Below are 12895 nucleotides of genomic sequence, written 5' to 3'. Positions count from 1 at the left end.
GTCGCCGACCGCACGACGACCGGCCGACCTCCGCCGAGCCGTACGACGCCGGCGCGCGGCGGCCGTCACCCCGGCCGCCCGCACCGGGTCGTATCCCACCGGCAGTCCCCCGCGGGCCTTCACGAGGAGGAAACGCCCCCATGAACGACGCCCCCGCCCACCCGAAGAGCCGCAGAGCCGGCCGCGCCAGGCTGTTCGCCCGCGGCGTCTGCGCCGTGGCGCTGGCCGCGGCCACCGCGATGCTGCCCGGCAGCGCCAGCGCGGCCGCGCCCATATCCTCGAACCAGACCGGCAACAACAACGGTTACTTCTACTCGTTCTGGACCGACAGCCCCGGAACGGTCTCCATGGACCTGGGATCCGGCGGCAACTACAGCACGTCGTGGCGCAACACCGGGAACTTCGTCGCCGGCAAGGGCTGGAGCACCGGCGGCCGCCGGACCGTGTCCTACTCGGGCACCTTCAACCCGTCCGGCAACGCGTACCTGACGCTCTACGGGTGGACGAGGAACCCGCTCGTGGAGTACTACATCGTCGACAACTGGGGCACCTACCGGCCCACGGGGACGTACAAGGGCACGGTCACCAGCGACGGCGGCACGTACGACATCTACGAGACGACGCGGACCAACGCCCCCTCCATCGAGGGCACCCGGACCTTCAAGCAGTTCTGGAGCGTCCGGCAGTCGAAGAAGACGGGCGGCACCATCACCTCCGGCAACCACTTCGACGCGTGGGCCCGTCACGGGATGAACCTGGGCAGCCACGACTACATGATCATGGCGACGGAGGGCTACCAGAGCAGCGGGAGCTCCAACATCACGCTGGGCACTTCCTCCGGCGGAGGCAACAACGGCGGGGGCGGCAACAACGGCGGCGGGGGCAACAACGGCGGCGGCGGTGGCGGCTGCACCGCGTCGCTCTCCGCGGGTCAGCAGTGGAGCGACCGGTACAACCTCAACGTCTCGGTCAGCGGTTCGAGCAACTGGACCGTGACGATGAACGTCCCGTCCCCCGCCAAGGTCCTCGGCACCTGGAACATCAGCGCGAGCTACCCCAGCTCCCAGGTGCTGACCGCCCGGCCCAACGGCAGCGGCAACAGCTTCGGCGTGACGATCCAGCACAACGGCAACTGGACCTGGCCGACGGTATCCTGCAGCGCGGGCTGACCCCGGACACCTGGAACACCACACCTGCGGCGCGGCGGCCCACGGCCGTCGCGCCGCAGCGCTGTCGACCGATCACCACGGCCGAACAGTTACCGCCGCGGCCGAACGGTCACCACGGTCGAACGGGCTCGGAAGCGCGGAAGCAGCCCTCCGGCCGGCGGTGCGCACCGGCCCCTACCGGGTCCACAGCGTCTCCTGCACGGCCTGGACCAGGGCCATCAGCTCGGGTGAGACGCGCTCGGGCGACCACGCCAGGCCGTACGTCATCCGCAGGTCCGCACCGTCCAGCGGGACGAAGCGCACGTCGTCGCGGCGGACCGTCCGCACCAGCGGGTCGGGCGCGGCCAGCAGGCCGTTCCCCGCCGCGACCAGGTCCAGCGCGGCCGCGAAGTCGTCGATGCCGCCGGGCACGACGTGGTGCCGGTGCGGCCCGGGGAGCAGGGCGGCGAGCCGCGCCCACACGCCACCGGGCGGCCGGTCGCGCGGCAGGATGACCCGGTGCCGTCCGAGCCGGTCCAGCCGGACCTCCGGCAGGCGCGCCAGCGGGTCGTCCGCGGGCACGGCCAGGTGGCCGACCGCCACATGGAACCGGGCCGCCGTCGCCAGCCCGCGCGGGAACGGCGCGCCGATGACGGCCGCGGTCACCTCGCCCGCCGCCAGCGCCGTCGTCGCGGCCCTCCACCCGGCCTGCCGGAGTTCGACGCCGACCGGCGGCCTGCGCCGGGCCAGCCTGCGGGCGGTCCGCGCGGCCAGCGTCCCGGCGAGCGGCGCGTAGGCCAGGCGCACCACGGGCTCGCCGGGTGCGGCCAGCCGCGCCGCCTCCTCGGCGAAGGCGGCGGCCGACTCCAGCATCGCCTCGGCGTACGGCAGCAGCGCCTTGCCCACCGTGGAGAGCCCGACCTCGCGGCTGTTCCGGTCGAACAGCCGGACGCCCAGGGAACGTTCGAGGCGGCCGACCGCCTGACTCACCGCGGGCTGGGACATGCGCAGCTCCGCCGCGGCACGCGAGAAGCCGAGATGGCGGGCGACGAGCACGAAGCAGCGCACGTCCCGCAGCGGCGGTCCGGGTTCCACACGCCAGTATGGCCATCCCGGACCCGGCCACCGCCACCTCCCCGCCGGTCAGCCGCCGGACCCGGCCGACAGGAGGGGATAGCGGCCGGAGCGCAGGAGCGAGAGCACCGCCTCGGACCGGGCGCGCGGGGCGGCATAGGAGGGGTGGCTCCGCATGACCGTGGCGGCGTCGTGCAGGCGGCGCATCTGCCGGGCTCCGTCGGCGACGGCGGCCGCTCCGGGCCGGCCCGCGACCGCGTCGGCGGGAACCCGGACGGCACGCGTGCCCGTGGCGGGGCGATCGGAGCCGGGGCGATCGGAGCCGGGGCGATCGGAGCCGGGACGGCCGGCGCCGAGACGGCCGGAGTCGGGACGGTCGAAGCCGGGACGGGGGCCCGTGGTGGCGTGACCGGCGAACACCGGTCTGCGCGGGTCGACGCGGCCGTGGGCGATCGCGCTCTCCACCCGCCGGGCGCACCGGCAGGCCGCGTCCCGGCTGACGAGCCCGCAGGTGGCCGACATGAACGCGCGGATGCGCTTGCGGGCCCGCTCCAGCCGCTTGCGGTAGGCGGCGGGACTGATCTCCAGGATCCATCCCGCCTGCTCACCGGGGAGCTCGAAGATCTCACCGAGCACGTAGGCGACGCGTTCGGACCGGTCGAGGCACTGCAGCATCGCCTGTGTGCAGCCGAGCCGTACCTCCTCGGCGAGCAGTTCGGCCTCGGGGCCCCGGTGGTCGGCGGCGGCCAGCCCCTCGGCCAGGTTCTCGCCGAGGACCTCGAAGGTGATGCCGCGGTGCTCGTAGGCCGTCCGGCGCAGGTTCAGGAGGTGATTCACCGCTATCCGGTACGCCCAGGTGACCAGCGAGGCCTCCGCCCGCCAGGAGGACAACCGGGTGACCACGCGGATCAGGATCTCCTGGGCGGCGTCCTCGGCGTCGGCGGGCCGTCCGGCCATGCGCAGGGCGAGGCGGTAGACGGGGTCCTGGACGCGGCGGACGACCTCTTCCAGTGCCTCCGCGTCCCCGCCGACCGCCCGGCCGACGAGCGCTGTCTCGTCCTCGGGTGCGCTCACCGGGCCGCCTCGCGCACACCGGCCTGCGGAGCGGCGGCCTCGCCCGCACCGGCCCTCAAGGCGGCGGCCTCTGAAGCAGCGGCCTCTGAAGCAGCGGCCTCTGGAGCGGCGGCCTCCGAAGCGGCGATCCCGCGCACACCGGCCTCCGGAGCGGCGGTCAGCCGATGCCGGGCCAGCCAGCGAGCGACCGCCCGGCCGATCTCGTCCGGCCGGTCCTCGGGAGCGTGGTGCCCGGCCGGGCCGATGCCCTCGACCTCGAGCCCCGCCACGTTCGCGCGGCACCAGGCCACGATCTCCGGGGAGATCAGGCTGCCCGGTTCGACGGTGAGCAGGAGCTTCGGCACGTCCGGGGTGTCGGCCATCCATCCACCGTAGGCGAGGAAACGGTCCCGCACGTCGGCCGGTTCGCCGTCCAGCGGGATCTCACGGGGCCACTGCAGCAGCGGGCGCCGGGAGGCGGGATCCGGGTAAGGGGTCCGGTAGACGGCCAGGTCGGCGTCGGAGATGCCGGGGTTGGTGGCGCGCAGGGCGGTCTCGATGAACCAGTTCTCCTCCAGCGCCATCCGCTCGCCCTCCCCCGGGGTGCGCAGCGCCTGGAAGAGCGGGACCGCCTGGGCCGGATACTCCGCCCAGGTCATGGGCCGCACGAACGCCTCCAGCAGCGCCACGCCCCGGACCCGCCCGGGATGGCGGGCCGCCAGGTCCAGGGCGAGCGAGCCGCCCCAGTCGTAGCCGACCAGCACGGCCCGGTCCAGCCGGAGGGCGTCGAACCACGCGTCCAGGTAGCGGGCGTGGTCGGCGAAGCGGTAGGCGATGTCCGGCTTGCCGGAGGAGCCCATGCCGATCAGGTCGGGGGCCAGGCAGCGCGCCCGGTCCGCGACGTGCGGGACCACGTTCCGCCAGATGTGCGAGGAGGTGGGGTTGCCGTGCAGGAACACCACCGCCTCGCCCTCGCCGGTCTCGGTGTAGGCCAGGTGGGAGTCGAGGACCTCGACGGTATTCATGATCACTGTGTCCTTCCGCAGGGGAACGCTTCTCACCCTGGTTGGACACATCCGCCCGTGCCGTTGTGACAGGACAGACAGATGAAATCCGGCGAATCCTCCGGAGGGCCTCCGGGAACCGTACGGACCAGTGCTCAGGAACGTCAGGAGCACGGAACGTCAGAGCACGGGGCGCCGAGGGCGACGTCAGGAGCGCGGAGCCGCCGCCTCCGCCGGAGCGTCCCGTCCCCGGAGCCGCCGGACCGCCGCTCCCGCCCCTCCCCGGGAGACGGCCACCCCGGCCAGGCAGAGCGCGCCGCCCGCCGCGGTCAGCCACCCGGGCACCTCGTCGAGGACGAGCCACGACATCAGCACCACCAGGGCCGGGACGATGTAGGTCGTCGCGCCCATCTTCCCCGCCGTCGTCCGGGCCAGCGCGTACGCCCAGGTGGTGAAGGCGAGCGCCGTCGGGAACACGCCGAGGTAGACCATGTTCAGGGTGGCGGAGAGGGGGGCCTCCGGGAGCTCGGCGGCGAGCGGCCCCGCGAACGGCAGGCACGCCACCGTCCCGACGACACACCCGAACGTGGTCACCTGGAGCGCCGAACCGTGGCGCAGCGCGGGCTTCTGGCAGACCACCCCCGCGGCGTACAGCACGGCCGCCGCCAGGCAGAGCAGCACACCGAGCACGGAGGACTCCCCGCCGCCGGACATCGAGACGCCCACCACGACCGCTCCGGCGAACGACACGGCCATGCCGGCCAGCAGCCGGGACGGGAACCCCTCACCGAGCAGCAGCCCGCCGAGCAGGGCGATGAGGATCGGGCCGATGTTGACGATCATGGCCGCCGTGCCGGCGTCCACCTCCCGCTCGCCCCAGTTGAGCGCGACCATGTAGAGGCCGAACCAGAGGATGCCGGAGCCGGCGATGCCCGGCCAGGCGGCGCGCGCCGGCCATCCCTCGCGCCGCACCGCCAGGATGGCGCCGAGCACCAGGGAGCCCACCAGCAACCGCCCCAGCGCCAGCGCGCCCGGTGAGTAGTGCTCACCCGCGCTGCGGATCGAGACGAAGGCCGAGGCCCACAGGATGACGGTGGCGCCCGCCGCGGCGAGGGCCAGGCGGGCGGTCCGCTGCTCGCCGGTGATGGTCCGGTTCATACCGGGACCTTATGCCTTGGGTGCTTCTCATTTCATCGCGGTTTTCGGACCTGACAGCGGTTTTCGGACCTGACGGCGGCGAACACCGTCGTCCGGCACCTCGGACGGGTGCCCGGTGAAGCGGGGAGACCGGGCCGGGCCGCCACCGGCCGGGTTCCACGCCGATCACCCGCCAGGCGACCGAGCGGCGCAGGCCGGGCCGTACCGATGTGGAACGATCCATATGCGAGGTCCGCTGCGGGGTGCGAGCATCGCCGGACGACCCGGAAGATCGCCGGACGATCCGGAAGGTGGAACGACATGACTGAGCCCGCGGTTCGGCCGAACGAGACGACGGTGCCGCTGATGCCGTGCGCGTCGGTGGAGGAGACCCTGGCGTTCTATGAGTCGCTGGGGTTCGAGGCGGTCTACAGGCAGAGCAGGCCCTATGTCTATCTCATGCTGCGGTGGAGCGGCTTCCAGCTGGACTTCGGCCCGGCGCCCAAAGGGCTGGACCCGGCCCGGGAGGAGTCGGGAGGCTGCCTGGTCATGGTCGACGCCGTGGCCCCGTACCACGCGGCGTTCGCCGCGGCGATGCGCCGCGTCCACGGGAAGGTGCTGAGCTCCGGCCTGCCGCGGATCACCCGCTACCGGCCGGGCGCGTCCCGGTTCACGCTGGTCGACCCGTCCGGGAACTCCATCACCTTCATCCAGCGCGACGAGCCGGTCGAGCTGGAGTACGGCGGTTCGAAGCGGCTGACGGGCCTGGCCAAGACGCTCGACAACGCCCGGATCCTGCGCGAGTTCAAGAACGACGACCTGCAGGCCTTCCGCGCGCTCAAGTCCGGGGTGCGCAGGCACGGCGCGGACGCCCCGGCGGCCGAACGGGCCATCGCCCTGTGCCACCTCGTCGATCTCGCCACGGTCCTCGGCGAGCCCACCGAGCCGTGGGCCGCCGAGCTGCGGGGTCTGGATCTCACCGCCGACGACAGGCGGCGCGTCGAGTCGGAACTCGGCCACCTCGCCGGGCTGCAGGAGTGGCTGCCCTGAAGCGGGCGCCGCGCGGAATTCACGATCTCTGCGGATCGAGGCCCGCTCAGGCGCGGAAGGGTCCCTCGGTGTAGTCGGCGACGCCGTCGCCGTCCAGGTCGACCAGCGTCTCGTCGACGTAGCCGTCGCCGTCGAGGTCGTTGTAGGTGACGTCGGTGCGGCCGTCGCCGTTGGTGTCGTAGTTCTCCTGGTCGGCGACGCCGTCGCTGTTGGTGTCGATCCACTCGACGTCGGAGGCGCCGTCGCCGTTCGTGTCGTAGTTCTCCACGTCGCTGTAGCCGTCGCCGTTGACGTCCGCCCACTGGGCGTCGGTGGCGCCGTCGCCGTTGACGTCGAAGAAAGCAGCGGTGAAGTCGCTCATTTTGTCCTTCTTTCGTGGTGTTCGTTAGATGAGAGTGGCGAACGCGGGATTTTGTTACGGTGGATTACAAGATTTTTCTGGACCCGGCGCAGGCGCGGCGTGGGCGCCGCGGTCCTGAAGCGCCGCGGTCCTGAGGCGCCGCGGTCCTGAGGCGCCGCGGTCCTGGCCGTCTGTCGACGGCGAAGAATCCCAGCCTCCGGCGGGGACGCTCCCCCCTGTGCGATCAGGCGGACCCGTGCCGGATCCGGTGATCAGACGGAGGGATCCGCTGGTCAGACGGAGAAGGGGCCGGCGGTCTCGGCGTAGTCGGCCACCCCGTCGCCGTCCAGGTCGACCAGCGCCTCGTCGGCGTAGCCGTCGCCGTTGTAGTCGTTGTAGGTGACGTCGGTGTAGCCGTCGCCGTTGAGGTCGTAGTTCTCCTGGTCGGCGTAACCGTCACCGGTGACGTCCACCCACTCGGTGTCGACGAAACCGTTGCCGTCGGCGTCGATGAAGGCGGTGGTGGCGAAGTCACTCATTTTCGTTCCTCTCGTTGCGGTCAACAGATGAGAGTCGCGAACCCGGTGATTTGTTACGGCGAGTTCCAGGATTTTTTCCCGACCCGCGGACGGACCCTCCCCACTCCCTCCTCCTCCCCGGTCCTGACCGCACCGGGAAGCGGGTACGGCCGCACCCACGCCCGCGCCTGCGCCCGGGCCTGCGCCTGCGCCCGGGCAGCGGACGCCCGGCAAGCGTCGATAAGCAGAGTCGATGATCGCCCTTCGGCGGGAAGACCTCGGGCTCGGATGTCGCGGCGGACGACGGCCGGGTCCCGGCTCCACCCATAAGCGGGATCAATGGATCCCGCCGGGACGGTCCGGGTGCAGGCAGGATTCCCGGCATCCGGCACGCTTCGACCATCGGGAGACCGCATGACCGCCGCACGACCGCAGCCGTTCCCCGCCGCCACGATCCTCGGCTACCCACGGATCGGACCCGGCCGGGAGCTGAAACGTGCGCTGGAGTCCTACTGGGACGGCCGCTCCACCCTGGACGAGCTGCGCCGCACCGGGGCCGGGCTGCGCGAGCGCGCCTGGCGGCGCCTGGCCGGCCTCGGCCTGCAGGCCCTGCCGTCCAACACCTTCTCCCTGTACGACCAGGTGCTCGACACCGCGCTCCTGCTCGGCGCGGTGCCCGAGAGGTACCGCTCCACCACCGACGAGGACACCTGCTTCGCCATGGCCCGCGGCACCGACGGCGTCGCGCCCCTGCGCATGACCAAGTGGTTCGACACCAACTACCACTACATCGTCCCGGAGATCGGCCCGGACACCGCCTTCGGGCTCTCCGCCGCCAAGCCCGTCTCGGAGGTACGGCAGGCGCGCGACCTGGGCCTGGAGACGCGGCCCGTGGTGATCGGCCCGGTGACGTTCCTGCTGCTGGCGGAGGTGGCTCCCGGCGCTCCCGCCGGGTTCGCCCCGCTGGACCGGCTGGCCGACGTGCTCTGTGTGTACGAGCGGCTGCTCGCGACACTCGCCGCCGAGGGCGTCGGCTGGGTGCAGCTGGACGAACCCGCGCTCGTGACCGACCTCGGCGCGGCGGAGCTCGCCGCCGTCCGGACCGCCTACGAGCGGCTCGGATCCCTGGCCGACCGGCCCTCCCTGCTGGTCGCCTCGTACTTCGGAGGGCTCGGCGAGGCGCTGCCGGTCCTCGCGGACACCCCGGTCGAGGCGGTCGGCGTGGACCTGGTGCACGGGGACCCCGCCGGCCTCGGCGCCCTCGCCGGGAAGACCGTCGTCGCGGGGGTGGTGTCCGGGCGCGACGTGTGGCGCACCGACCGGGAGCGGGCGCTGGGCGCGCTGCTGGCCGTACGGGAGCACGCCGGGCGGGTGGTGGTGAGCACCTCGTGCTCGCTGCTGCACGTCCCGTACGACCTGGACGCGGAGACGGGGCTCGACCCCGCGCTGCGGCGGCGCCTGGCCTTCGCGGACCAGAAGGTGGCCGAGGTCGTGGAACTGGCGGACCTGCTGGCCTCGGCCTCCGCTCCGGGTTCCCCGGCGGTTCCGGTCTCCGCCCCTGCCCCGGTCGCCGTTCCCGCTCCGGCTTCGGCTTCGGCTTCGGTCGCCGTTCCCGCTCCGGCCCCGGCTCCGATGGGAGAGCGGACGGGCCGGAGCCCGTACCCGGTGCGGGCGGCGGCGCAGGCCGCGCATCTGCGGCTGCCGCCCCTCCCGGTCACCACGATCGGTTCGTTCCCGCAGACCGGGGAGCTGCGGGCGGCCCGCGCGGCGCTGGCCGCGGGGGAACTGGACGAGGCGGCGTACGAGGAGCGGGTCCGGGCCGAGATCAGAGAGGTCGTCGCCCTGCAGGAGCGGCTCGGGCTGGACGTGCTCGTGCACGGTGAGCCGGAGCGCAACGACATGGTGCAGTACTTCACCGAGCACCTCGACGGCTTCGCGGTGACCAGCCACGGTTGGGTTCAGTCGTACGGCTCGCGCTGCACCCGCCCGCCGATCCTGCACGGCGACGTCCGCCGGCCGGAGCCGATCACGGTGCGGTGGGCCTCCTACGCGCAGTCGCTGACCGCGAGGCCGGTCAAGGGCATGCTCACCGGGCCGGTCACCATCGTCGCGTGGTCGTTCGTCCGCGACGACCTGCCCCTGCGCGACGTCGTGTTCCAGGTCGCCGACGCCGTCCGGGCCGAGGTGCGCGACCTGGAGGCCGCCGGGCTGTCCGTCGTGCAGGTGGACGAGCCCGCGCTGCGCGAGCTGCTGCCGCTGCGCCGAGCCGGGCAGGACGCCTATCTGGAGTGGGCCGTGGCCGCCTACCGGTGGGCCACCTCCGGAGCGGGCGACCGTACCCAGATCCACACCCACCTGTGCTACTCGGACGCCGATCAGATCCTCGCCGCGGTCGACGCGCTCGACGCCGACGTGACGAGCGTGGAATCGGCCCGGTCGGGGGCGCGGCTCCTCGGCGAACCTGCGGTGAAGGGGTTCGGGCGAGGGCTCGGTCCGGGCGTCTACGACATCCACTCCCCGCGCGTGCCCACGGCGGACGAGGTCGGGGAGCTGCTGGAGGCGGCGCTGCGGATGCTGCCCGCCGACCGGGTGTGGGTCAACCCCGACTGCGGGCTGAAGACCCGGACCTACGGGCAGGTCGAGGCGGCGCTCACCAACCTGGTCGAGGCGGCGCGACGCCTGCGGGGCGCCGTCGAGTCCCGGCCCTGACCTGCCCTGGCCAGGCCAGTTCAGGTCGGATCAGGCCCTCGGCGGCCTACCCGGTCCGTCCCGCCGCTTCCGTGTCGGTCGCGTCGGCCATGCCGGCCGTATCAGCCGTGTCGGCCACGTAGGTCGTGTCGGTCGTGTCGGTCGTGTCGGCGGCCAGCATGCGCTTGAGGAGGTCTCTCAGCTGGGTGCGCTCCGGAGCGGTCAGCGCACCCAGCGGAGCGGCCGCGAACCCGAGGGAGCCGCGGAGCTCCTCCACGATCCGGCGGCCCTCCTCGGTCAGCGCGATGTGCCTCACCCTCCGGTCGGTGGGGACCGGGTCGCGGCGGACGAGGCCGCGCTTCTCCAGGCGGTCCACGATGCCGGTGATGTTGGACGGGTCACAGTTGAACAGGCCCGCGATCCGCCGCATGGGCAGCGGCTCCGCGGCGACCAGCATGAGCGCCTTGGCCTGGAGGGCCGTCAGCCGGTGCCGGACCGCGGCCTCCTCGTATCTCCGGTTGTAGCGGAGCGCGATCTCGCCCATCAGGGACACCACTTCGCTGGTCACGTTCACGGGTGCAAGTATAGTTGATGAACATCAACCTTCTAGGGGGTTCATCTTGTCTCGTCAGATCAATCTCGCCTCACGTCCGTCGGGCTGGCCCACCCCGGACGACTTCGACCTGGTGGAGGTGGATCTGCCCGCCATCCAGGAGGGACAGGTCCTGGTCCGCAACAGGTTCATGTCCGTCGACCCGTACATGCGGGGCAGGATGAACGACGTCGAGTCCTATGTACCGCCGTTCCGCCTCGGCGAACCCCTGGAGGGCGGGGCGGTCGGCGAGGTGGTCGAGTCCCGCGCGCCCGGCCTGGAGGCCGGCGACCTCGTCCTGCACGGCTTCGGCTGGCGCGAGCAGGTCGTCACCGAGGCCGCCCGGGTTCGCAGGGTCGACCCGATCGAGGGCGTCTCCCCCTCCGCCTACCTCGGCGTGCTGGGCATGCCCGGCCTCACGGCCTACGTGGGCCTGCTCGACATCGCCTCCTTCAAGGAGGGCGACGCCGTCTTCGTCTCGGGCGCCGCCGGCGCGGTGGGCGCGCTCGTCGGCCAGATCGCCAGGCTCAAGGGGGCGTCCCGGGTCGTCGGCAGCGCGGGTTCCGACGCGAAGGTCGCCCGCCTGCGCGAGCTCGGTTTCGACGCCGCCTTCAACTACCGCAACGGTACGGTCGCCGAGCGGCTCCGCGAGGCGGCCCCGGACGGCATCGACGTCTACTTCGACAACGTCGGCGCCGACCACCTCGAAGCCGCGATCGAGCGGCTCAACAACGGTGGTCGGATCGCCATGTGCGGGTCGATCTCGGCCTACAACGCCACCGAGCCCCCGTGCGCCCCGCGCAACCTCTTCCTGGCCGTCGGCAAGCGGCTCACCATGCGCGGCTTCATCGTCGGCGACCACTCCTCCCGGATGCGCGACATGATCGCGGAGGTCGGCGGCTGGCTGCGGGAGGGCCGGATCACGGCCGACGAGACCGTGGTCGACGGACTGGAGAACGCCCCGGCCGCGTTCATCGGCCTGCTCCGGGGCGAGAACACGGGAAAGATGATCGTCCGCCTCTGACACGCCCGCGGCGCTGGACGGCCCCGCCTCCCCGCCCGCCGGAAACCGCGGGAACCACAGAAATCACAGGAACCACAGGAACCGTGCAGGTCAGCCGGTGCGGAGCACTTCCAGCAGCCGCCCCAGCGCGGCCCTGGTGGAGGCCAGGTCGTCAGGGTCCGACGAAGCGGACGCCAGCCAGAGCGCCGCTTCGTTCATCGCCCCCGACAGCAGGTGGACCAGCGGCGCGACCGGTTGCGGGGCGATGACTCCCGCGTCGACGAGGGCGGTCAGCGCGTCGGCGAGGTGGCGGGTCGAGTTGGCCTCGTCCATCGCCCGCCACTGGCTCCACCCCAGTACGGCGGGACCCTCCACGAGCATGATCCGCTGGATCTCCGGGTCGGCCGTCGCGGTAAGGAACTCCTGGCAACCGGCGGTCAGCCGGGTCCAGGGATCACCGTGGGCGTCGGCGGCCGCGGCCACGCGCCGGCCCACCTCCTGCTGCGACTCCTCCAGAACGGCGCGGAACAGCTCGGCCTTGCCGGTGAAGTGGTGGTAGAGCGCACCCTTGGTCACCCCGGCCGCCTGGACGATCTCAGCCAGGCCCACCTCACCGTAACCGCGCTCCGCGAACAGCCGTCTGCCCTCCCGCAGCAGCGCCTGCCGGGTCCGCTCCCGCCGCTGCGCGCGGACGCCGTCCTCCCGCATCACATCTCCTCCCATTGACATACCGATGGTACGCGAATACGTTTTTCGCATACCGATGGTACGCGAAAGGGAGTCCAGATATGAGGCTGACCGGCTTCTACCCGGTGATCTGCACGACGAGGCTGCAGGAGTCCCGTGACTTCTACACCCGGTTGCTGGGGTTCGAGACGACGTTCGAGGCGGAGTGGTACGTCAGCCTGCGACGATCGGAGGCCCCCGGATACGAGCTCGCCCTCCTCGACCCCGCCCACCCGACGGTTCCGGAGGGCTACGGCGTCCCCGCCCGGGGACTGCTGCTCAACTTCGAGGTGGAGGACGTGGACGCGGAGTGGGACCGGCTCGTCGCCGGTGAGGGGCTGCGCCCGGTCCTCGGACTGCGCAGCGAGGACTTCGGGCAGCGGCACTTCATCGTGGCCGATCCCGGCGGCGTCCTGATCGACGTCATCACCCCCATCGCCCCCACCGCGGAGTACGCCGGGCAGTACGTCGATCAACCGGCCTGACCGCCGAGTCCGGAAGGACCCGTCCGGCGCGGGCCCGTCCGGCCGAGCCCGGCGCCGGGGCGTGCCGTCGAAACGTC

13 protein-coding genes are annotated in these 12895 nt (G+C 72.5%); 5 read left to right on the top strand and 8 right to left on the bottom strand.

The window, feature by feature from the left end:
• The first annotated feature begins 140 nt into the window (after nt 1–140).
• Nucleotides 141–1169: a glycoside hydrolase family 11 protein gene (locus HS048_RS05290; protein WP_196466325.1), complete on the top strand. Its 1029-nt coding sequence runs from the start codon at nt 141–143 to the stop codon at nt 1167–1169.
• Nucleotides 1170–1343: 174 nt separating this feature from the next.
• Here HS048_RS05290 and HS048_RS05285 read toward each other — a convergent pair whose 3' ends face one another.
• From HS048_RS05285 to HS048_RS05270, 4 genes are all read right to left on the bottom strand, one after another.
• Nucleotides 1344–2243, bottom strand: coding sequence for a LysR family transcriptional regulator (locus tag HS048_RS05285; protein WP_196466324.1), 900 nt, complete (start codon nt 2241–2243; stop codon nt 1344–1346).
• A gap of 48 nt (nt 2244–2291) precedes the next feature.
• Nucleotides 2292–3296 (bottom strand): sigma-70 family RNA polymerase sigma factor, encoded by a 1005-nt coding sequence (locus tag HS048_RS05280; protein ID WP_196466323.1) that lies wholly within the window; start codon nt 3294–3296, stop codon nt 2292–2294.
• On the bottom strand, nt 3293–4300 hold the full coding sequence (locus HS048_RS05275; RefSeq protein WP_196466322.1) for a haloalkane dehalogenase: 1008 nt from the start codon (nt 4298–4300) through the stop codon (nt 3293–3295). Before HS048_RS05275 ends, HS048_RS05280 begins: the two co-directional genes overlap by 4 nt.
• 186 nt (nt 4301–4486) lie before the next feature.
• Nucleotides 4487–5437 (bottom strand): DMT family transporter, encoded by a 951-nt coding sequence (locus HS048_RS05270; RefSeq protein WP_196466321.1) that lies wholly within the window; start codon nt 5435–5437, stop codon nt 4487–4489.
• Nucleotides 5438–5737: 300 nt separating this feature from the next.
• Between HS048_RS05270 and HS048_RS05265 the strand changes: the two genes are divergently transcribed.
• Nucleotides 5738–6466 carry a glyoxalase gene (locus HS048_RS05265; RefSeq protein WP_196466320.1) on the top strand — a complete coding sequence of 243 codons (729 nt, stop codon included), beginning with the start codon at nt 5738–5740 and terminating at the stop codon, nt 6464–6466.
• 46 nt (nt 6467–6512) lie between these two features.
• Here the strand turns inward: HS048_RS05265 and HS048_RS05260 are convergent, their stop codons facing one another.
• Together HS048_RS05260 and HS048_RS05255 are read right to left on the bottom strand one after the other, a co-directional pair.
• The gene (locus tag HS048_RS05260; RefSeq protein ID WP_068897909.1) at nt 6513–6827 is read right to left on the bottom strand and encodes a hypothetical protein; all 315 of its coding nucleotides are present in this window, start codon (nt 6825–6827) and stop codon (nt 6513–6515) included.
• 272 nt (nt 6828–7099) lie between these two features.
• Entirely contained in the window at nt 7100–7345 is a 246-nt protein-coding gene (locus tag HS048_RS05255) for a hypothetical protein (protein WP_068897908.1), read from the bottom strand.
• Between the two features lie 393 nt (nt 7346–7738).
• On the opposite strand from HS048_RS05255, the gene metE reads away from it, so the two are divergent.
• Nucleotides 7739–10033, top strand: coding sequence for a 5-methyltetrahydropteroyltriglutamate--homocysteine S-methyltransferase (gene metE, locus HS048_RS05250; protein WP_196466319.1), 2295 nt, complete (start codon nt 7739–7741; stop codon nt 10031–10033).
• Nucleotides 10034–10079: 46 nt separating this feature from the next.
• Here the strand turns inward: metE and HS048_RS05245 are convergent, their stop codons facing one another.
• Nucleotides 10080–10586 carry a MarR family winged helix-turn-helix transcriptional regulator gene (locus HS048_RS05245; RefSeq protein WP_196466318.1) on the bottom strand — a complete coding sequence of 169 codons (507 nt, stop codon included), beginning with the start codon at nt 10584–10586 and terminating at the stop codon, nt 10080–10082.
• Between the two features lie 43 nt (nt 10587–10629).
• Here HS048_RS05245 and HS048_RS05240 point away from each other — a divergent pair, with 43 nt between their 5' ends.
• Nucleotides 10630–11628, top strand: a complete 999-nt coding sequence (locus HS048_RS05240; RefSeq protein ID WP_068897905.1) for an NADP-dependent oxidoreductase — start codon at nt 10630–10632, stop codon at nt 11626–11628.
• A 90-nt stretch (nt 11629–11718) separates the two neighbouring features.
• On the opposite strand, the gene HS048_RS05235 is transcribed toward HS048_RS05240, so the two are convergent.
• Nucleotides 11719–12315 (bottom strand): TetR/AcrR family transcriptional regulator, encoded by a 597-nt coding sequence (locus tag HS048_RS05235; RefSeq protein WP_068897904.1) that lies wholly within the window; start codon nt 12313–12315, stop codon nt 11719–11721.
• 80 nt (nt 12316–12395) lie between these two features.
• Here HS048_RS05235 and HS048_RS05230 point away from each other — a divergent pair, with 80 nt between their 5' ends.
• Entirely contained in the window at nt 12396–12818 is a 423-nt protein-coding gene (locus tag HS048_RS05230; protein WP_068897903.1) for a VOC family protein, read from the top strand.
• Nucleotides 12819–12895 lie beyond the last annotated feature (77 nt).

It is taken from the genome of Planomonospora sp. ID91781 (assembly GCF_015711595.1).
Lineage (GTDB): Bacteria > Actinomycetota > Actinomycetes > Streptosporangiales > Streptosporangiaceae > Planomonospora > Planomonospora parontospora.
Note: the sequence above shows the minus strand (reverse complement) of the source record. Positions and strands in the feature narration are given on the sequence as shown.